At 30.0% G+C, this 24,040-nt stretch carries 4 protein-coding genes; all 4 read left to right on the top strand.

Annotated elements, in window-relative coordinates; genetic code table 11:
- The first annotated feature begins 53 nt into the window (after positions 1-53).
- A complete protein-coding gene (locus tag ACZ11_RS24715; protein ID WP_053093207.1) occupies positions 54-263 on the top strand; it encodes an IS66 family transposase in 210 nt (69 codons plus the stop codon).
- Between the two features lie 1,192 nt (positions 264-1,455).
- On the top strand, positions 1,456-5,973 hold the full coding sequence (locus tag ACZ11_RS06895; protein WP_049664746.1) for a non-ribosomal peptide synthetase: 4,518 nt from the start codon (positions 1,456-1,458) through the stop codon (positions 5,971-5,973).
- Between the two features lie 110 nt (positions 5,974-6,083).
- Positions 6,084-16,796, top strand: coding sequence for a non-ribosomal peptide synthetase (locus tag ACZ11_RS06900; RefSeq protein ID WP_049664751.1), 10,713 nt, complete (start codon positions 6,084-6,086; stop codon positions 16,794-16,796).
- A 257-nt stretch (positions 16,797-17,053) separates the two neighbouring features.
- Entirely contained in the window at positions 17,054-23,995 is a 6,942-nt protein-coding gene (locus tag ACZ11_RS06905) for a non-ribosomal peptide synthetase (RefSeq protein WP_049664753.1), read from the top strand.
- The last annotated feature ends 45 nt before the right edge of the window (positions 23,996-24,040 follow it).

Raw genomic sequence — 24,040 nt, forward strand, 5'->3', positions numbered from 1 at the left:
AACGAATTGCCTTTCTTCGGTAAATGCTTTAGCTAAGCAGCGGAAGATTATCCGTGGTAAAAGCGTTTTTGTACGATGGTAGGATTGAAATCGAAATCGATAATAATCTAGCCGAAAATACGATTCGTCCAAATATGATTTGTCGTAAGAACTGGCTTTTCTCTGTGGAAGCTGGTGCTAAAGCCAAGGCCATCTGCTTAAGTTTAGTTGAAACGGCAAAAGCAAACGGCATCGATTTTTATCAATACATACGACATTTATGACAGAGCTGCTGAATTCGCTTTCCGTAAGCATCCAGAGATTTAAAATAATTACATGCTTTGGTCGAAAAATGTCTAAGCGTGATGTAGAAAAAAGCCATCTATCTGAAAAATTTCTGATAGATGGCTTTTCGTTGTGCGTACCGAAAAGGTGCGCTTATTTTTATTTTGAGCTTACTTTACATCATAAAAGGATTGTAGAATTATTATATAATCTGCAGGACTTATTTTTTCCAAATATTAGCACAGAAGGGTATGGAATTTCTGCATTAAGTTTGTCAACGTGGATAATTTGATTATGGATTTTTGCTTTGTCTACATCTTATATAGCGGTATAAACATATAATTTCCATGGATATAAATTTATCAACAGAGTAACAATATTCACTGTATATTTTAACGATGCTGGCTATTTTAGTGCACGCAAGATGGGAGTAAATAATAGTAGAAAGACACGAAAATAATAGAATGAAAGATATGAATGAATGTGCAAAGAACGCAAATTCCTTTCTGTTGATGTTCTTATACACTAAGTTTTTATACTAGATGAAATTTTGTGATTATTCGATAAATGTTTAGGGAATGTGGTTCATCACTATAACTTGTAGTTTACTTCCGATTCCATTGGGCGTTTTTAGGGTGTCTAGCAGAAACGAAGAAAAAAGCATTATACATTTCTATCAGTAAATGTCATCCACGACATTTGGTTATATTTTATAAGAGCTCAATCTCAGAAATACTGACGATTACCGACAGGAGTATTGACGGTTACCGACAGGAGTATTGACGGCTACCGACATGTTAATTGTCGGTTGAAATGGATGTTATTGGGATGTTAGTATCAAATTAACTCGAGTGCAACTGTGCTATGGATGATTCTAGATAAAAAATAGAAAAATTATTTTTAATATGGCTCAACACGAAAAGCAGTTTTACTAAAGTAAATGTTACAATCCGGAACAAACATTCTAAATCAATATATTTTTTCTGCAAATGTAATTCGAGAATTTTGATGAAGAACTGGGAATTTTATAATTTTTTACTACGAATAAAAGAGTAAATGGAGAAGTATTCTTGAAGTTTTTTATTGCCGAACTAGTTAGTTTTTGAGGAAAACAGTACATTTGCAGTGTGCGAAATTTAGGGAGAAATTGTAAATGGAACACTAAATACATAATAGAGTAGAGGGATAGAAATGAGACTAGTTAAAAGAGATTACTATCAATTATCACACCCACAACAGAGAATATGGTATACAGATAAAATTAATACAAATTCACAACTTCATAATATAGGCGGATTGGTAAAAATGAAGGGAAAAATAGATATTAACCGTATGGAGAAAACGCTTAATATCATAGTGAAACAAAATGATGGTTTAAGATTAAGATTTACTGAGGAAAATGGAGAACCAATACAATATGTTGAAGAATTCCATAATGAAAGCATAGATTTTTTAGATTTTAGTAAGTTTGAAATACCTAAAGAACAACATGAAAAATGGGTGAAAAGTTTGTTTGAAACCCAGTTTAATTTAGATGAAAGTAAATTGCATTATTTTGCTATATACAAATTAAGTGAAGATGAGTACGGGGTAGTAATCAAATTTCATCATGGTATATGTGATGGATGGGGAACTACTCTTGTACAAAATCAAATATGTGAAATATATAGTAGTTTAACAAATAATAATGAGATTTGTGCAGATGACTGCTATTCATATACATATTTGGATTTTATTAAGGAAGAGCAAGAGTATTTAAATTCGGATAAATTTATAAAGAACAAAAACTTCTGGAAAGAAAAGTTTAAAGACATGCCAGAAGAATTTTTATATAATTCATCGAATAGTTTAGATGGTAAAAGAGTGAGCTTTTATATTAATAGTGATTTATCAAAGAAGATACAAAAATTTGTCAAGGATAAAAAATGTTCCTTAAATACCTTCTTTATAGCAATATTACTTATATATATAAATAAAAGTATACAAGAAAATGATTTAGTGATAGGTACACCAGTATTTAATAGGAGTAATAAGGCTCAAAAGAGCATGGTAGGCATGTTTACAAGTACAATGCCTTTTAGATTTAAATTAGATACAGAGTTAAATATAGAGGCTCTAATAAAACAGATTAATAGAGAGTTAAAGTATTGTTTTATAAATCAAAAATACCCTTATGACCTTTTGGTTAAAGATTTAGAGATAAATAAAAATGGATATGATAGTTTATTTAAGATGTCTGTAAATTACTATAACTCTAAATTACCAAATGATATCAATAGCACAATAAAGGTTGAGTCTGAGGAATACCATTCTGGAAATCAAAGTCAATCTCTACAACTTGTTGTGCAAGAATTAGAAGATGAAAATATAAAACTGAATTTTGATTATAAAACTCTAGAATATACAGATAATCTAATTACAACAATGTATAAATGTATGATGAATATCATTGAAAATATTTTGGAAAATGAACATTTCAAGATTAATGAAATTGAAATAGTATCAGAAGAAGAGAAAAAACAAATATTGTATGAATTTAATGATACAAATGCAGATTATCCAAGAGATAAGACAATACATGAATTATTTGAAGAGCAAGTAGAAAGAACACCTCATAATATTGCGGTAGTATTTGAAGAAAGTAAATTAACATATAGCGAATTAAATGAAAAATCAAATCAGCTAGCAAGAGTTCTAAGAGAACAGGGTGTGGGGCCAGATGTTATTGTAGGAATAATGGTAGATCGTTCTTTAGAGATGGTAGTTGGAATAATGGGGATACTTAAGGCAGGAGGAGCGTACTTGCCTATAGATCCGGAGTATCCCGTAGAAAGAATAAGATATATGCTTGAAGATAGTAAAACTAAAGTACTTTTAACAAAGAATGCTTTATTAAAAAGCGTAGAATTTGATGGAGAGATAGTAGATTTAGAAGATGAAAAAATAAATTTAAGAGAAAGTTATAACCTTAATCATATAAATACACCACATGATTTAGCATATATAATCTATACATCGGGGACTACAGGTAATCCTAAGGGAGTAATGATAGAACATAAAAATGTTGTACGATTAATGTTTAATAACAAAATGCAATTTGATTTTAGAGAAACAGATGTATGGACAATGTTTCATTCGTATTGCTTTGATTTTTCGGTTTGGGAAATGTATGGTGGGTTACTTTATGGAGGAAAGCTGGTTCTTGTTCCAAAAGATAAAGCTATTGATACCGAAGAGTTTTTAAGAATTCTAAAAGAAGAAAAGGTTACAGTATTAAATCAAATTCCTACGCCTTTTTATAGCCTTATGAATAAGGAATTAGCAATTAGTGAAAAAGAACTTAATTTAAGATATGTAATATTCGGTGGAGAAGCATTAAAACCTGAAATGTTAAGAGCTTGGATAAAGAAATATCCTAAAACAGAATTGATTAATATGTATGGAATAACGGAAACGACAGTACATGTAACATATAAAGAAATTGGCGAAGAAGAAATAAATGGAGCGATAAGCAATATAGGGAAAGCAATACCCACTCTAAGTACTTATATAATGGGCATGAATCAAAAGCTGTTACCTATAGGTATGACTGGAGAACTCTATGTTGGTGGTGAAGGAGTTGCAAGAGGATATTTAAACAGAGAAGAACTGACAAATCAAAAATTTGTAGCAAATCCATATAAATCTGAAGAAAGAATATATCAAACAGGAGACCTTGCAAGATGGTTACCAGATGGAAATATGGAGTACTTGGGAAGAATAGACCATCAAGTAAAGGTAAGAGGCTTTAGAATAGAACTGGGAGAAATAGAAAATCAGTTACTAAAAAATGTGGAGATTAAAGAAGCTGTCGTAATAGATAGAGAAGACAAACTAGGAAACAAATACCTCTGTGCTTATGTGGTAAGTGAAAAAGAAGTTAAAGAACTGAACCTAAGGGCTTATCTAATTGAAAGTTTACCCGAATATATGATTCCATCTTATTTTATAAAACTTGAAAAGATACCTTTAACTAATAATGGTAAGCTTAATAGAAGAGAGCTTCCAGAGCCAAACCTAGTTAAAGTTCTAAATGAATATGAATCACCAAAAAATGAAATAGAAGAAGCCTTGGTAAAAGTGTGGATTGAAGTTTTAGGTGTGGATAAAATAGGGGTAAATGACAATTTCTTTGAACTTGGGGGAGACTCGATAAAGGCCATACAAATTTCTTCAAAATTAAAAAATTTAGGATTAGATATTAGAGTGAAAGATATTTTAACCTTTGAATCTATTGATAAAATTGCAACTACTGCTCAGGTAATGAAAAGTAATAAAATAATAGAGGACTCTGTAATAGAAGGCACTATAATTAATACACCCATTATAGAATGGTTTTTTAATGAGAAATTCATTAAGGAGGATTCGTATAATCAATATATACAATTAGAGTTTAAGAGTAGTATGGATATTAATATGATTAGAAGATCGATAAAGGAAATGGTTTGTCATCATGATTCATTAAGAATCAACTATGATAAAGTGGCTAAAAAGCTATTTTATAATAATGCGTGTATAAATGAAGAAAATATTGTAGAGTGTATTAACTTATTTGAATTTAGTTGTGATGAACAAATAAATAAAATGAATGAAATCAAATATAGACTTAAAAACAGTTTTAATTTGGAAAATAGCACCTTGTTTAAATTAGTTGTATTTAATTTAAGCGAAGGAAAACAAAGCTTACTGTTCATGGCTCATCACTTAATAGTTGACGGAATTTCATGGAGAATAATAGTAGAAGATTTCCTAACTGTAATGAATCAATTAAGCAGTAATGAGGAAGTAAATCTACCTATGAAAACACATTCTTTTAAAGCTTGGGCAAATGCTCTACAAGATTATAGTAAAAAAGAATTGGGTGAAGAAAAAGCTTATTGGCAATCAATAGCTGATAAAGATTTTAACTATCCAATAGATTTTGATAAAGGAAAAGATACTGTAGAAACAGCTAATATTTTGAATATAGAATTAGATGAAGATATATTAAAAGATTTAACTAAGAAAGTAAATGATATTTATAATTTGGAGCTCAATGAAACTTTAACAATTGCATTAGTAATAACTTTAAATGATTTAAGTAATAGAAATGAAATAGTAATTGAACTTGAAAGACATGGAAGAGAAGCTATAAATGACTATATTGATATATCTAGAACCGTAGGGTGGTTTACAAGTATGTATCCTGCATATTTTAGTGTAAATCATGAAGATATGAATAAAACAATTAAATCATTAAAAGAGCAACTTAGAAACATACCTAACAAAGGTTTTAATTATAGCATAATGAAATTTTTGAATAATGAGTTAAATGATAATGGAAATAAGCATATAAGATTAAATTACCTTGGAGAATTTGACACCATTTTAGATTGGGAAAAACTAAATGTTTCAAACATTAATTTTGGTTTGGATAGTCACAAATGTAATTTATTAACATCATTAATGGATATAGACGCTATGGTTGTCAATAAGAAATTAAGTATAAACTTTACCTATAGTAGAAATAAATTTGAAGATAAAACAATCCAAAAGTTTATTGATAGGTATATATATACATTGAGATTAATTCTGGAACAATGTGAGAATACAGATCTAAAGGAATTTACTCCATCAGATTTTGATGCTGTAGGGATTTCACAGGAGGAATTAGATTCTATATTTGATTAGAAATTATGCTTTATACTACTATGCCTAAAAAATTAGGCATAGTAGTACCTTTAAACAAAAGAAACACAAAAATTTTATCAATCACATTCAATAATAGGAGCTAATATTAAATGGAGAAATTAGATAAAAAAAATATAGAAAATATCATGGGATTAACTAGCTTACAACAAAGTATGTTATTTTCATATGTTATGGACGAAAATAGTAGAGAATGTCACGAGCAATTAAGTTTAAGCATATCTGGAGATATTAAAATAGATTTATTAGAGCAATCATGGGATTATGTGATCAAAAACAATGAAATGTTGAGAACTGTTTTTAGATGGAAAGGCATTGATAATCCAGTACAAATTGTTAAAAAGAATCATAAAATAGCAATACAATATTTTGATTTTACCAATGAATTAGAAAAGAACAAGGTTGTAGAAGAAATTAAGTTAATGGATTTGAGTACTAGAATTGATATTGCAAAAGAAACTTTAAGAGTTTACTTATGTAAAATAGATAATAATAAGTATGAAATGATAATAACTAATCATCATATTATATATGATGGGTGGAGTAATGGAATAATATTAAAAGAGTTATTTGAAGCATATTCATGTTTATACCGTGGAAGTAGTCCTAAAGCGAAAATTAAGACAAAATTTAGCGATTTTGTTAATTATACAATAAATCTTAATAAGAATGAACAAAAAGAGTATTGGGATAATTATTTTAATGAATCTGACAATGCAATTTGCTGTTTCGAAGGAAAAGTAAAAGGTGAGTACAAAGAGATTTTATATAAGCTAGACAATGAAATTTCAAATAGAATTTCTGAATTTTCCAAAAATAACAGAATATCCTTAGCATCTTTACTATATACTGCTTGGGGAGTTTTAATGCAAAAAATTAGTAACTCTCAAGAAGTTATATTTGGAACAACAGTATCAGGAAGATCAGAGAAAATTAGAGACATAGATAATATGGTTGGTTTATTTATAAATATTATTCCAATGACGGTAAAATCAGAAGATGAAACTTTATTAATCGATTTAGTTCGAAATATTGATAAAGTTCTTAGTGGAAGAAAGGATTTTGAGAATACTCCAATAATTGATATAAAAGAATACTGTGGTTTAAAGGCTAATGAAGATCTTTTTAATTCAGTAGTTACTGTAGAAAATTATCCTTTAAATATAGGGGAAGACAATATATTATCCATAGAAAATTTTTCTATGATTGAAAGAAATAATTATAATATAAGTTTACAAATATTAACTTTTAATGGGATTGAGTTTAAATTCGATTTTAATAGTTTAGTGATTGAAGAGGCTATTGTTAAAAGATTTGCGGAATACTTAGAAAATATAATAAATAGTTTATTAAATAACAAAGATATAAAACTATTAGAAGTAGAGTTGTTATCAGAAGGAGAAAAGCACCGAATATTAAATGAGTTTAATAATACAAATATGGATTATCCTAAAGATTTAACTATCCAGAAGATGTTTGAAGAACAAGTGGAAAAAACACCTGATAACATTGCTGTAGTATTTGAAGAAAATAAACTAACTTATAGAGAGTTAAATGAGAAAGCAAATAGACTTGCAAGGACTTTAAGAGAAAAAGGTACTGTACCTGAAACTGTTGTAGCTTTAATGGTTGATCGTTCTGTAGAAATGGTAGTTGGAGTATTAGGTATAATTAAGTCTGGAGCTGCTTACATGCCTATTGATCCTAATTATCCTAAAGAAAGAATAAATTATATACTGAAAAATAGTAATGCGGATTTATTAGTAACAGAGTCAAAATTTGTAGATAGTATTGATTTGAATTGTCAAATTGTAGATATAAATAAAGAATTTGTAAATGCGAATAATGAATCTAACTTAGATATAGTAAATAAACAAGAAGATTTATTATATGTTTTATACACATCAGGCACTACTGGGAAACCGAAAGGTGTAATGGTAACTCAAGGTAACTTAATGAATATGGCCTATAGCTGGATAAGTCATTATAATTTAGAAGAATTTAATGTTAACTTATTGCAGATGGCAAGTATTTCATTTGATGTATTTTCAGGAGATTTATGCAGGAGTTTATTAACTGGAGGTACTATGTATATATGTCCAAGTGATATAAGGACAAATATGGAAGAGTTGTATAAAACAATTAAGGAAAACCACATTAATATATTTGAATCAACTCCAAGTTTAATCTCAATACTCATGGATTATGTGAATGAAAACAAATTACAATTAGACAGCTTGAAATTATTAATATTAGGATCAGATGATTGCTCTATAGAAGATTATAAGAAATTAGTAAAAAAATATGGAAAAACTATGCGGATACTAAATAGTTATGGAGTAACAGAAGCTACAATAGATTCAAGTTATTACGAGGGTGAAATAGATAATATTCCAAAAACATTGGTGAATACTCCAATAGGAAAGCCAATGCATAATACTAGATTTTATATATTGAATAAAACCTACGATATTCAACCTATAGGTGTAGTAGGTGAGCTATATATAGCGGGGGCAGGGGTATCAAGGGGCTATTATAACAGACCAGAATTAACCGCTGAGAAATTTATTGATAACCCTTTTAAAATTGGAACCAAAATGTATAAAACAGGAGATTTAGCAAGGTGGCTACCTGATGGAAACATAGAATTTCTGGGGAGAATAGATAACCAAGTTAAAATAAGAGGTTTTAGAATAGAACTTGCAGAGATAGAAAATAGATTATTACAACATGAAAGTATCAAAGAAGTAGTAGTTCTAGCAAGAGAAATTGAAGTAAATGAAAAATATATATGTGCTTATGTGGTAAGTGACAAAAATATTAAAGACTTGAATTTAAGAAGTTATTTAAGGGGATGTTTACCAGCATATATGATTCCATCTTACTTTGTACAGATGGGAAAAATGCCGTTAACTCCTAACGGAAAGCTTGATAGAAAAGCACTTCCAGAGCCGAACTTAGAAGAAATGACAAATGAATATGAAGCACCGAGAAATGAAGTAGAAGAGATTTTGGCGAAAATCTGGTGTGAAGTCCTTAAAATTGATAAAGTTGGAATTAATGACAATTTTTTCGAAATTGGAGGACATTCTTTAAAAGCCACAGTACTAAAATCAAAAATTCATAAAGCATTTAATAAAGATATACTACTGAAAGAGTTATTTAGGCTACCGACAATAAAAGAACTAAGTGCATTTTTAGAAGAAGCGGAAGAGAATATTTACAAAAAAATTGAAATTGTAGAAGAAAAGGAATGCTATGAAGCATCCTCAGCTCAAAAAAGAATGTATATGCTGCAGGGGCTTGAGATAGATAGTATTGCGTATAATATTCTGGGTGGACTGGATATATCAGGTGACCTGGATGTGGATAGACTAAATGAAACATTTAAAAAGTTAATTAAGAGGCATGAAGCATTAAGGACAAGTTTTTATGCTAAAGAAGATATGATTGTACAAAAAGTCCATGCAGCAGAAGAGATAAAATTTGAAACAGAAAAAGTAGCTGTTCATAGTGAAGAAGAAATAAAAGCCAAAGCTAAGGAATTCATAAAACCATTTGACTTAGGGAAAGCTCCATTATTAAGAGTTTCTGTATTAAGTCTAGAGAAAGACAGACATATTATGCTGTTTGATATGCATCACATCATATCAGACGGGGTTTCTATGAGCATATTAGCCAAAGAATTTAGTGAACTGTATGCAGGGGAAGATTTAGAAGAACTTAAAGTGCAATATAAGGATTATTCAGCATGGCAATTGAAGAAAAGAGAAAGTGAAGAGTATAGAGAACAAGAAAAATATTGGCTAAATGAATTTAGTGGAGAGCTACCCGTATTAAATTTACCTACTGACTACGCAAGACAATCGCTAAAAAACTTTAGAGGAAGCAGTGTATATTTCACACTAGATAAAGATATAACTAAAAAGTTAAGAAGTGTAGCAAAGGAAACTGAAAGCACCTTGCATATGGTTTTATTAGCGAGTCTTAATATTTTATTAGCAAAATATAGTGGACAAGAGGATTTCATTGTTGGGACTCCAATAACTGGGAGAAATCATGGGGATTTAGAAAATATAATTGGGATGTTTGTAAATACTCTAGCAATAAGAACGAATGTAGATAGTCAATTAAGTTTTAAAGAGTATTTGAAAACTGTAAGGGAAAAGACATTAAGTGCTTCTGAAAACCAAGATTATCAATTTGAAGAATTAGTTGATCAAGTAGCTGTAAATCGAGATTTAAATAGAAATCCATTATTTGATGTGATGTTTGTATTGCAAAATATGGATGAGGCTAAATTGGAGATAGAAGATTTAATCTTTAAACTCTATAAATTTAGCGTCGATGTCGAAAAGTTTGACATAACAATGACTGCAGTTGAAAGAGATCATGAGATAAACATCGATTTGAGTTATTCAACTAGCCTGTACAAACATGAAACCATAGAAAGAATGGTAAACCATTTCTTAAATATAGTTAAAGAAATAACTAGAAATATTGAGGTTGAACTTAAGGATATAGACTTACTAAGTGATGATGAGAAACATAAGCTCTTGGTAGAGTTTAATAATACAGTAGCAGATTATCCAAAAGACAAGACTATACACGAGCTTTTTGAAGAACAAGTAAAAAGGACACCAAATAATATTGCTGTAGTAATTGGAGATAAAGAGTTTACTTATAAAGAACTTAATGAACGATCTAATTCCTTGGCAAGAGTCCTAAGAGAGAAAGGTGTAGGACCTGAAGTCATTGTAGGGATCATGATGAATCGTTCTACTGAAATGATAGTGGGAATAATGGCGATTCTTAAGGCGGGTGGAGTTTACTTACCGATGGATCCAGACTATCCAAAGGATAGGATAGAATATATGTTAAAGGATAGCCAAACCCAAATATTATTATCTACAAATGGGTTAGCGAATCGTATAGAAACGAGTGTAGAAATTATAGATTTATTGAATACCGATTTATTTGAAGGAGATTCAAGTGATCTAAATCTAGTTAATACTCCACAGAATTTAGCGTACATTATTTATACATCTGGAACTACAGGCAATCCTAAAGGTGTAATGATTGAACATAAAAATGTAGTAAGATTACTGTTTAATCATAAAATGAAATTCGATTTTAATGAAAAAGATGTATGGACGATGTTCCATTCATACTGTTTTGATTTTTCCGTTTGGGAAATGTATGGAGCATTATTGTATGGAGGAAAGTTGGTTCTGATTCCAAAAGATTCAGCTATGGATGGAGTAGAATTTTTAAGAATTCTAAAAGAAGAAAAGGTTACAGTTTTAAATCAAATTCCTACTCCTTTTTATAGCCTCATGAATACAGAATTAACATACAGTGAAAAAGAACTGAATTTAAGGTATGTAATATTCGGTGGAGAAGCATTAAAAACGGAAATGTTAAGAGAATGGATAAAAAAATATCCTGATACGAAATTGATTAATATGTATGGGATAACAGAAACGACTGTTCACGTAACATATAAAGAAATTGAAGAAAAAGAAATAAATGAAGGAATATGCAATATAGGAAAGCCTATACCTACATTAACTACCTATATAATGGACGAAAATTCAAGAATTTTACCAGTGGGTGTACCTGGAGAGCTTTGTGTAGGTGGCGATGGAGTTGCAAGGGGCTATCTAAATAAGAAAGAACTGACCCAGCAAAAATTTGTAACGAATCCTTACAATTTACAGGAAAGAATATATCGGTCTGGTGACAAAGCTAGATTACTTCATAATGGAGAAATAGAATATCTAGGCAGAATCGATTTTCAAGTTAAAATAAGAGGCTTTAGAATAGAACTTGGAGAAATTGAGAACTGCTTGTTAAAAGTAGAAGGTATAACAGAAGTAATCGTCATAGATAAAGGTGAAAATGAAAATAAGGATCTATATGCATATTATGTAGGAAAAGAAGAGTTTAGCGCAGGAGAACTCAGAGAAAAACTTAAAAAGTCCTTACCAGACTATATGGTACCAAAATATTATATAAAGATGGAAAAAATGCCATTAACGTCTAATGGGAAAATAGATAGAAAATCCTTACCGGATCCAGAAGATGTAATTCATACTGGAGCAGAATACGAAGCGCCAAGCAATGAACTAGAAACAAAATTAGTTAACATATGGCAAGATATTTTAGGTGTAAGCAATATCGGTATAAATGATAACTTTTTTGAACTTGGAGGACATTCATTAAAGGCTACAGTACTTATTTCAAAAATTCATAAAGAATTGAACAAAACTGTCCCACTTAAAGAAATCTTTAAGTCACCAACAATAAAAGAGCTTAGTGCATTTGTTGAAAATGAGAAAGATAGTATTTTTCTTGAAATAGAAAAAATAAGAGATGAAGGAAAATACGAAACATCATCTGCTCAAAAAAGAATGTATATGCTGCAACAGTTTGACAAGGATAGCACAGCTTACAATATGCCAACAGTGTTTGAGTTAGGTGGAAATATTAATGAAATACAAATAGAAGAAACATTTAGGAAACTTGTTAAAAGACATGAAGCACTAAGAACCTATTTTGAAACGAATGAAGATCAAATAATACAAAGAATAGATAACTCTTATGAATTTGAGCTAGAAATAGTACAAGAAAGAGAAGATATAGATACTATCATCAATAACTTCTTAAGACCATTTGATTTAAATAAAGCCTCATTATTAAGGATAGAACTCGTGAAGAGTAAAGAAAAAACATATTTATTGATAGATATGCATCATATCATTTCAGATGGAGTATCTTGTAATATTTTAATAAATGATTTTATAGAGATATATAATGGAAAAGAATTAGAACCTTTAAAGCTGCAATATAAAGACTTTGCAGAATGGCAGAATAAATTCTTAAATGCTGAAGATATGAAAAAACAAGAAGAGTATTGGTTAAATATCTTCAGTGATGAAATACCAGTATTAAATATCCCTACTGATTATAAAAGACCAGTCATTAAAAGTTTTGAGGGTGATGATGTAGGCTTTGAGTTGGATGAAAAACTGATCGAACAATTAAAAGAGTTTACAAAAGAAACAGGAACAACCATGCATATGGTATTGCTATCAGCATTTTATATATTACTATCTAAATACAGCAGGCAAGAAGATATCGTAATCGGCGTACCAGTAGCAGGAAGGTCACATGCAGACCTCCAAAAAATAATGGGGATATTTGTTAATACATTGGCGTTAAGGATGAAACCAGAAGGTGGAAAGAAATTTACAGAATTCTTCAAAGAGGTAAAAGAAAATTCTATTAAGGCATATGAAAATCAAAGTTATCAATTTGAAGCTTTAATAGAAAAATTAAATGTAAGAAGAAATACCAGCAGAAGCCCAATGTTTGATGTTATGTTCAATATGGTTGACATAGAAACGGAAAATATGAAAGAATTCGATGGATTTTTATTGGAAAAATATAATTATGAAAACAAGACATCTAAGTTTGACTTAACATTGAATGTAACACAATCAGACAAAACCATTGACTTTACTTTGGAGTACTGTACGAAATTGTTTAATAAGGAAACAATAGAGAGATTAGGGAAACACTTTATTAGGATATTAAAAAATGTAATGGATAATCCGAAATTGGATTTAAATAAAATAGACCTGTTAACAGAAGAAGAAAAGGTCCAACTATTATATGAGTTCAATAATAAAAAAGTGGATTACCCTAAGTATAAAACAATACAACAATTATTTGAGGAACAGGTGGAAAAAACACCAGATAATATTGCTGTTGTATTTGAAGATAAAAAGTTAACTTATAGAGAGTTGAATGAAAGAGCAAACATACTTGCAATAGAGTTAAGAAGTAAAGGAATTAAATCTGATTCAATAGTAGGGATAATGGTAGAAAGATCTCTTGAGATGATAATAGGAATTATAGGTATTTTAAAGTCAGGGGGAGCATATTTACCTATTGATCCAGGGTATCCAATAGAAAGAATAGAATATATGTTAGAAGATAGTAAGTGCCAAATACTACTAAGTGAAGCAAGTTTAGAGGACAAGTTGAAATTTAAAGGACACATTCTGGATTTATTTAAAATTGATTTATTGAGCGGAGAGTCAAGAAATCCTGAGGCAATTAATGGTTTTAAAGATTTAGCATATGTTATTTATACGTCAGGATCAACAGGTATGCCGAAAGGTGTAATGATAGAACAACAACAGGTAAACAATTTTATACATGGAATAACGAAAGAAACTAAATTGAATTCATATAAAAATATATTATGTATTACAACAGTATGCTTTGATATCTTTGGACTTGAAACCCTAGTACCATTAACAAATGGATTAGAGGTAATAATTGCAAGCAGAGAAGCAAGTGTCGATAGTAAGAAACTGGCAAGAATTATAGATGAAAATAAGATAGAAGTAATGCAAAGCACCCCTTCAAGATTGAATATACTGTTGGAAAATGAAGATTTCCAAGAATCCATAAGTCATTTGAAATTAGTTTTAGTAGGTGGAGAAGAGGTAACTTCAAGTTTATTTAATAAGTGGAATAAGCATAATAATGCAAAGATATACAATGTATATGGGCCAACAGAGACAACAATTTGGTCAACAATAAAACTTCTAGAACAAGATGAAAAAATAACAATCGGCAGACCAATAAGTAATACAAGCATCTATATATTAAATGAAGATAAACAAATGCCTATAGGGGTCGAAGGCGAATTATGTATTGGCGGGGATGGCGTAGCAAGGGGATATTTAAATAGAGCAGAATTAACTGCAGAAAAGTTTGTGGAAAATCCTTTTGAACAAGGACAGAAAATTTATAGAACAGGAGACCTAGCAAGATGGCTGCCTGATGGAAACATAGAGTTTCTGGGGAGAATAGACAATCAAGTGAAAGTAAGAGGCTTTAGAATAGAACTTGGAGAAATCGCGAACCGAGTACTACAGCATGATAGCGTAAAGGAAGCCGTAGTAGTAGTAAAAGAAAATAAAGAAAATGAAAAGTATATCTGTGCTTATGTGGTAAGTGATAAAGAAATGAAAGAATTGAAATTAAGGGATTCTTTAAGAGAAAGCTTGCCAGAATATATGATTCCATCTTATTTTGTTCAAATGGAAAAGATGCCGTTAACTCCTAATGGAAAACTTAATAGAAGAGCACTTCCAGATCCGAGTATAGAAGAAAATATCAATGAATCTGAAGCACCAAGAAGTGAAGTAGAAAAAGTTCTAGCAGAATTATGGAGTGAAGTATTAGGAATAGAAAAAATAGGAATTAACGATAACTTTTTTGAACTTGGAGGACATTCACTAAAAGCTACAGTACTTTTATCAAAAGTTCAGAAAGTGTTGAATAAAGAAATACCACTAAACGAGTTATTTAGGCTACCAACAATAAAAGGAATTGGTATATTATTGGAAACTAAAGAGGAAAATGCTTACTCGGAAATTGAAAAGATAAAACATGGGAATATTTATAAAGCTTCATCAGCACAAAAGAGAATGTACATGCTACAGCAATTTGATAAAGCTAGTACAGCTTACAATATGCCTACAGCGTTTGAGTTAGATGGAAATATTAATATCAAACGCATAGAAGAAACATTTAGGAAACTGATTGAAAGGCATGAATCATTAAGAACTTCTTTTGAAACGAATCAATTTGAAATCGTACAAAGAATTCATCATTCTTATGAATTTAAGTTAAAAATCAGACAAGAAAGCAAAGATCTAGATACCATTAGAAATAAATTCATAAAGCCATTTGATTTAAGTAAAGCACCACTATTAAGAGTAGAAATAGTAGAGAGTGAGGAGAAAACATATTTACTAATAGATATGCATCACATTATATCAGATGGAGTATCTGGCGGTATTTTAGTGAATGAGTTTATTGAGTTATATAAAGGAAGAGAATTACAACCATTAAAATTACAGTATAAGGATTTTGCGGAGTGGCAGAATAAATTTTTGAAAACAGAGGAAATGAAAAACCAAGAAAAATATTGGTTAAATATGTTTGGAGATGGAATACCAGTATTAAATCTCCCTACTGATTATGAAAGACCGGCTATTCAAAGTTTTGCAGGTGATTCTTTAAGTTTTAAAGTAAATGAAAAGACTACAGAAAGATTGAGACATCTTACTAAAGAGACGGGAACAACGATGCATATGGTGTTACTATCTGCATTTTATATATTGTTATCTAAGTATAGTGAACAAGAAGATATCGTCATTGGAATACCGATAGCTGGAAGATCGCACGCAGACCTTCAGAGTATAATGGGGATGTTTGTGAATACATTGGCGCTAAGAAATAAGCCTGAAGGAAATAAAATGTATATGGATTTCTTAAAAGAAGTAAAAGAAAACTCTCTATATGCACATGAAAATCAAAATTATCAATTTGAAATGTTAATTGAAAGCCTAAACTTAGTAAGGGATACTAGTAGAAACCCTTTGTTTGATGTTATGTTTGATATCGCTGTAATGGAATCAGATCGTGATATGAAAGTAGATGACCTTATATTAAGGCCTTATGAAATGGAAAACAATATATCCAAGTTTGATCTAAATTTAGAAGTTGTGGAATATTCAAAAACATTTGAAATCGTATTGTCGTATTGTGTAGAGCTGTTCCATAAAGACACAATTGAATTTTTATTAGAGGATTATGATTCCATCCTTAAAACAATATCCAATGATCCAAATGTAACATTAAACAATATAGAGTTAATAAAATTAAAGAATAATGATGCGGAATTAGAGTTTGATTTATTTGAACATTTTTCATTATAGAAATATTTTTAATTCCCTTAATGTATAGAATTGAGATAGGTAAATTCATTTAGTTATGAATTGCTTGAAGACATCAAGAATCGTTCTAAATGGAGTAGTGGGCATAATCAGCTGTTTCCCTTAGGAAACATGAATAATCGTTTCATCTTTGGATGGAGTGAATGCCCACAAATACTCTATATGGAAATATTTTAGTGGGCTGTTTTATACCAAGCGTTTAGAAATATATATATTTAGATAGGTGGTTAAGAGATGTTATGAATAAAATGAAAGAATATAATCCGAATCGATATTGGAGAAAATCAATTCATCTAGCAAAAAATAGTGAAGGAAAAACATGGAGTTATGGGGAAGATTCATACGAAGAAGGTCAGTATGAAATTACCATTGATAAATGTTATTTTGACAGGCTAAAAGAAATATGTAAAGATAATGATCTTTTATCCTTTGCTTTTATCGTATCCGCATTCAAGGTTAGTTTATCAAAATATTTATCTAAAAAGGATATCACTATTGGTATTCCTTGTTATAGGTCTGTAGGAAGAGTTATGTTAAATAAAGTATTACCGTTAACATCTCATATAGATTATGATCAATCATTTTCGGACTATATGATGAGCATTAAGGATGAAATACTGCAAATATATAAGAATCAATCCTATTTAAATACTAAGATATTACAAGATGAAAATATCAATAATTTGATGGAACTAACGCCGATAAATATATCGATGAAGGGGTTTCATCAGGAAAAAGATATTAATTATATACTAAGTTCAAGCAAAAATCAATTATCATTAATATTTGAATCAATTCAAAATGGTTCATATAATATGAAGGTTATCTATAACAAAAAACAGTTTTCCAAGTTTGATGTGGAGAATTTGTCTGATAACTTTTTTAATGTTTTCAAATCGGTATTAGTAAATTATAAGCAGAAAGTATCGGAAGTAGAGCTTTTATCAGAAGGAGAAAAGAACCAACTATTAAATGAATTTAATCATACAGATGTGGAATATCCGAAAGGTACAACCATACAACAAATATTCGAAGAACAAGTAGAAAAAACACCTGATCACATTGCGGTAGTATATGAAGAAAATAAACTAACGTATAGAGAATTAAATGAAAAAGCAAATAGTCTCGCAAGGACCTTAAGAGAAAAAGGTGCCGCACCTGAAACGGTTGTCGCTTTGATGATGGATCGTTCTATAGAAATGATCGTGGGGGTATTAGGTATTATTAAATCCGGTGCGGGTTACATACCGATTGATCCCGATTATCCGAAAGAAAGGGTTAGTTATATCCTGCAAAATAGTCATGCCAATTTAGTGATAACAGAGACAAAATTGGCAGACAGTATAGATATAGACGGCCAAATAATCGATATCCAAAAGGGCGATGTGCATTTAAATGATACATCGAATCTGGAAATCATAAATAAACAGGAAGATTTACTATATGTTTTATATACCTCAGGGACGACCGGAAAACCGAAAGGAGTCATGGTTACTCAAAGTAATTTAATTAATATGGTATATAGCTGGAAAAGTCATTACCATTTAGATCAATTTCATGTAAATTTACTGCAAATGGCAAGTATATCATTTGATGTATTCACAGGGGATTTATGCAGAAGTATATTAACTGGGGGCACCATGTATATATGTCCAAGTGAAATAAGAATAAATATGGAGGAGTTATATCAAACAATTAAGAAAAACCACATCAATATATTTGAATCAACTCCAAGTTTAATCTTAACACTCATGGACTATGTGAATGAAAACAATTTTCAATTAGACTGCTTGAAGTTATTAATATTAGGGTCTGATATCTGTTCAATAGAAGATTATAAGGGATTAGTGAAAAATTATGGACAAACTACGAGAATACTTAATAGCTATGGTGTAACAGAAGCAACAATTGATTCAAGTTATTATGAAGAAAAAATAGAAAATATATCAGATGATTTAGTTAATACACCAATAGGAAAACCTCTGCATAATACTAAATTTTATATTTTTAATGAAGCCTGTGATCTTCAGCCTATAGGTGTAATAGGTGAGCTTTACATAGGTGGTGAAGGAGTATCAAGGGGTTATTATAATATGCCAGAGTTAACAGCTGAGAAATTTGTGGATAACCCATTTGCCAAAGGAACAACACTGTATAGAACAGGGGATTTAGCAAGATGGCTGCCTGATGGGAATATTGAGTTTTTGGGAAGAATCGATAACCAAATTAAAATAAGAGGCTTTAGAATAGAACCTGGAGAGATCGAAAATCGATTATTACAACACGGAAGCATTAAAGAAGCCATAGTCTTGGCAAAAGAAATAAAAGAAAATGAATACTTATGTGCTTATGTGGTAAGTGACAAAGAGATTCAGGACTTGAATTTGAGTAGTTATTTAATAGAATTTTTGCCAAAGTATATGATTCCGACTTATTTTGTACAGATGGAAAAGATGCCGTTAACTCCGAATGGAAAGCTAGATAGAAAAGCGCTTCTAGAACCAAAATTGGAAGAAATGACAAATAAATATGAAGCCCCAAGAAATGAAGTAGAGGAAATTTTAGCAAGGATTTGGAGGGAAGTATTAAAAGTTGGGAAAGTAGGAATAAATGATAACTTTTTTGACCTTGGAGGTCATTCTCTAAAAGCAACTATATTAGCAGGTAGAATTCGTAAAGAGCTAAATGTAGATGTACCACTGAAAAAAATATTTAGTTTAGGAAACATAAAAGGTCTTAGCGAAAATATCTTAACAAATAGTAAGAAAAAATACGAAGAAATACAAAAAGTGGAAGAAAAGGAATATCACGAAGCATCCTCTGCGCAAAAAAGAATGTATATGTTACAAGAACTTAATACAGATAGTATTGCCTATAATATGCCGGGGATTTTAGAGATAATAGGTAAACTTGATTTAAATCGATTAAATGAAGCATTTGCAAAATTAATTGATAGACATGAAACATTAAGAACAAGTTTTATTGCTATAGAAGATAGGATTGTACAAAAAGTTCATGTACCAGAAGAAATAAAATTTGAAATAGAAAAAGTAAATACTCAAAGTGAACAAGAAATAAATGTAAAAGTTAAGGAATTCATAAAGCCATTTGACTTAGAGAAGGCCCCTTTACTAAGAGTTTCCATACAAAGTTTAGAGAAAGACAGACATATTTTACTGTTAGATATGCATCACATCATATCAGATGGAGTTTCCGTGAGCATATTAGCAAAAGAATTTAGCAAGTTATATGCTGGGGAAGGTTTAGAAGTACCTAGGGTGCAATATAAGGATTACTCGACATGGCAATTAAAGAAAAGAGAAAGCGAAGAATTTAGGAAACAAGAAGAATATTGGCTAAAGGAATTTAGGGGAGAAATACCAGTATTAAATTTACCTACGGACTATACTAGACCAAAAATAAAAGATTTTAACGGGGGAAGTATTAGCTTTTTTCTTGATAAGGAAATATCTGAGAAATTAAAATGGATTGCTAAAGAGAACGAAAGCACTCTGTACATGATTTTATTAGCTAACATTAATATTTTACTATCTAAATATAGTGGTCAAGAAGATATAGTAGTTGGAAGTGTAATAGCTGGGAGAAACCATAGAGACTTAGAAAACATAATAGGTATGTTTGTAAATACGTTAGCCATAAAAACGAATGTAGATAGTGAGTTAACTTTTAAAGAATATTTTAAATCTGTAAGGGAAAAGACATTAAGTGCTTATGAAAACCAAGACTATCAATTTGAAGAATTAGTTGAAAAGGTAGTATTTAGTAGAGAATTAAATAGGAATCCAATCTTTGATGTGATGTTTGTACTACAAAATACTGAAGAAGAAAAGCTAGAAGCAAAGGATTTAACTTTTAAGCCTTATCATACTAGTTATGATGTGGAAAGATTTGATATAACAATTAATGCAACAGAGGAAAATAATCGGATTAACTTTCATTTAAGTTATGCAACTAGTATATATAAGCAAGAAACGATAGAAAGAATGGTAAGTCATTTTGTAAACATCGTGAAAGAAATCACAAAAAATGTGGAGATTAAACTTAAGGATATTGAAATAGTAAGTAAAGATGAGAAGAATAAACTATTGGCAGAGTTTAATGATACAGCATTAGATTATTCAAGAAACATAACGATACACGAACTTTTTGAAGGACAAGTAAAAAAGACACCAGATCATGTTGCCGTGGTATTTGAGGGTAAGAAGCTAACATATAGAGAACTTAATGAAAGATCTAATTCTTTGGCAAGAGTTCTAAGAAGCGAAGGTGTAGGACCGGAAGTTATTGTGGGAATCATAACTGAACGTTCGATTGAAGTAATTGTAGGAATAATGGCCGTATTAAAAGCAGGTGGATCTTATTTACCAATAGACCCAAAAAATCCACATAAACGAATAGAATATATGATAAAAAACAGTGGAGTTAACATATTATTAACACAGAACAGTTTATTATCGATGTGTGACTATGGGTGCGAAGTAATAGATTTGAATAATCAAAGTATATATCAAAAAGAAAATAACAATCTTAATAAAATATCAAATCATACAAATCTAGCATACGTTATCTATACTTCTGGAACGACGGGCAATCCTAAAGGGGTTGCTGTAGAACATAAGGGAATCATAAATTTAACTAATACCTTTAAAAAAGATTTTCAGATTAATTCCAATAAAAAGATATTACAATTTGCAAGTATATCATTTGATGCGTTTGCTTGGGAATTATCTATGAGTCTTCTATTAGGGGCAGAATTAATTATAACATCCGAAGAAATTTTAATGAACCCAGTAAAATTAAGTCAATTTATAAAGGATCATGAGGTCAATATATTAACAGTACCGCCATTTATAGCTAGTGAGTTGGATTTAGATGATTCTAAAGTTGAATTAATCATAACAGCTGGAAGTGACGCAAAGAAGAATATAGTTAGCAAACTTTCTAAAAAAAGAAGGTATATTAATGCTTATGGACCAACAGAAAGTACTATTTGTGCAACCATGTGGGATTATGAAAATACAGAATATAACACGATTCCAATAGGAAAACCTATAAGCAATACAAAGGTTTATATTGTTGATAAGTATCATAATTTGCTACCAATAGGTGTAGTAGGGGAATTGTGCATAAGTGGAGATGGAATTACAAGAGGGTACTTAGCTAATCAAGAGTTAACAGATCAAAAATTTGTGAATAACCCATTTGAATTAGGAAAGAAAATGTATAAAACAGGAGATTTAGCTAGATGGCTTCCAGATGGGAATATCGAATTTTTAGGTAGAATAGACCATCAAGTTAAAATAAGAGGGTTTAGAATAGAACTTCCAGAGATAGAAAGTAGATTGTTAGAAATCGAAGGGGTAAAAGATGTAATTGTATTAGATAAAGGAGAACATGAGAGTAAGTATTTATGTGCTTATTATGTGGCAGAAAAAGAGTATAGTGCAACTCAATTAAGAGAAGCTTTAAAACACAATTTACCGGACTATATGATACCATCTTACTTTAAAAAATTAAGGGAAATGCCTTTAACAACCAATGGAAAAATTGATAGAAAGTCATTACCACAACCAAATAGTGAGATCAATACAGGGACAGAATATGAAGCTCCAAGAAATGAAATTGAAAATGTTTTAGTAAATGTATGGGGGCGAGTGTTAGGGGTTAATAGAATAAGTATTAATGATAATTATTTTAGTTTAGGTGGGAACTCACTAAATGCTATAAAGATCGCTTCAATACTTCAAGAAGAAAACATAAATATTGCACTAAGCGATATATTTATGTATCAAGATATAAAAAGTATTTGTAAACATTACATTGCACAACATAGCGGTCATGAGCAAAGTAATGAATTAGATATGACTGATGAATATATTAGTGAGGAAAATATACAAGAATTTATAGAATTAACTAGAAATAAAGTAAACACGGAATATGAGGAGTTTACAGAAAAAATAATAAATAAAAACGTCATTAATAAATACAAACTTTCAGAAATACAAAAAATGAGTAAAAAAATAGGAATGACAAAGTCAGGAACAAAAATTGAATTTAATTTCGAGGTAGATATATCAAAATTAGAAAGTGCAGTAAGTTCTTTAATAAATCGTGAGAATATGCTAAGGGCAGCAGTAGTAGAAAAACAATCTGAAATTTATTTATACGAATACGATACGATCGAAAATGTAAAATTACCATATCTGGATTTAAGCAAAATAGAGAAAGAGAAATGCACATTTGTATTAAAGAAAGTAATAAAAGATATAAGTAATAAAGTCCATGAAAATAATAATTATACAAAAAATAAAATTTACTATGCGTTTATTTTAGTTAAACATGAAAGAAATAGGTTTGTTTTATATATGATTGTAAATCATTTAATATTCGATGGTATGAGCTCAGAAATAGTAAAGAATTTAATAGTTAAAGAGTATATGAACGATGGTAGAAACAGACTCCAAAGCGATTCAAAAGCTACTTATTTAGATTATATCAATCAAATAAAAAAAGGCCCTCAAGAGATTACAGAAGAAGAGATAATAAGGGTATTTAATCTTTATGAGTTTTTTGAAGCTTCTAAAATTTATCATAAACAGTTAAGTGAAATAAAACATGAATTAGTTTTTAAACAGCTTGAATTTGATGTACCAAACGAGATTTTAAATAATCAGGATCAATTGTGGGATTTTGCATTTGAAAAGTTTATTGAAGTTTATAGACAAAATTTAGATATCATGAATTTGCCAATAAGCATTTTAAACATGGGAAGAAGATTTGGCGAAAGAAATTACTTTACAGTAATTGGAGAGTTTTTAGATATAGTTCCATATATTTGTACAATAGGTGATAGCAACTTTGAAAATATAAGCAGCATGATTAGTTTAGCAAGTGAAAAGAATATCAATTTTATAACAATTCTGAAGGATAAGGAATTATCGCAAAAGTATAAAAAGGTAAGTCAAATATTAAACCAATCTAAATTACTAGACTTTAATATACCAGTATTTAATTATTTGGGAGTTTATGATGCTGATTATAAAATGGCTCAATTATTTCAAACAAGCGATAATACAGAGCATTTTAAAGAAGATAAAACTCAAAGAGGAGCTAATTGTTACATACGCGAGAATAAATTAATTATGCTTATCGATGTATAGAAGATACACCTAGTAATGTGCTGGGAAATTCGAATTAACAGTTAA

This window comes from Lysinibacillus xylanilyticus (assembly GCF_001183605.1).
GTDB classification, from domain to species: domain Bacteria; phylum Bacillota; class Bacilli; order Bacillales_A; family Planococcaceae; genus Lysinibacillus; species Lysinibacillus xylanilyticus.

Excerpts from the sequence above, each read along its gene's own strand:
- ACZ11_RS06895 (WP_049664746.1), top strand. The coding sequence starts at position 1,456 with ATGAGACTAGTTAAAAGAGATTACTATCAATTATCACACCCACAACAG.
- ACZ11_RS06900 (WP_049664751.1), top strand. The coding sequence starts at position 6,084 with ATGGAGAAATTAGATAAAAAAAATATAGAAAATATCATGGGATTAACT.
- ACZ11_RS06905 (WP_049664753.1), top strand. The coding sequence starts at position 17,054 with ATGAATAAAATGAAAGAATATAATCCGAATCGATATTGGAGAAAATCA.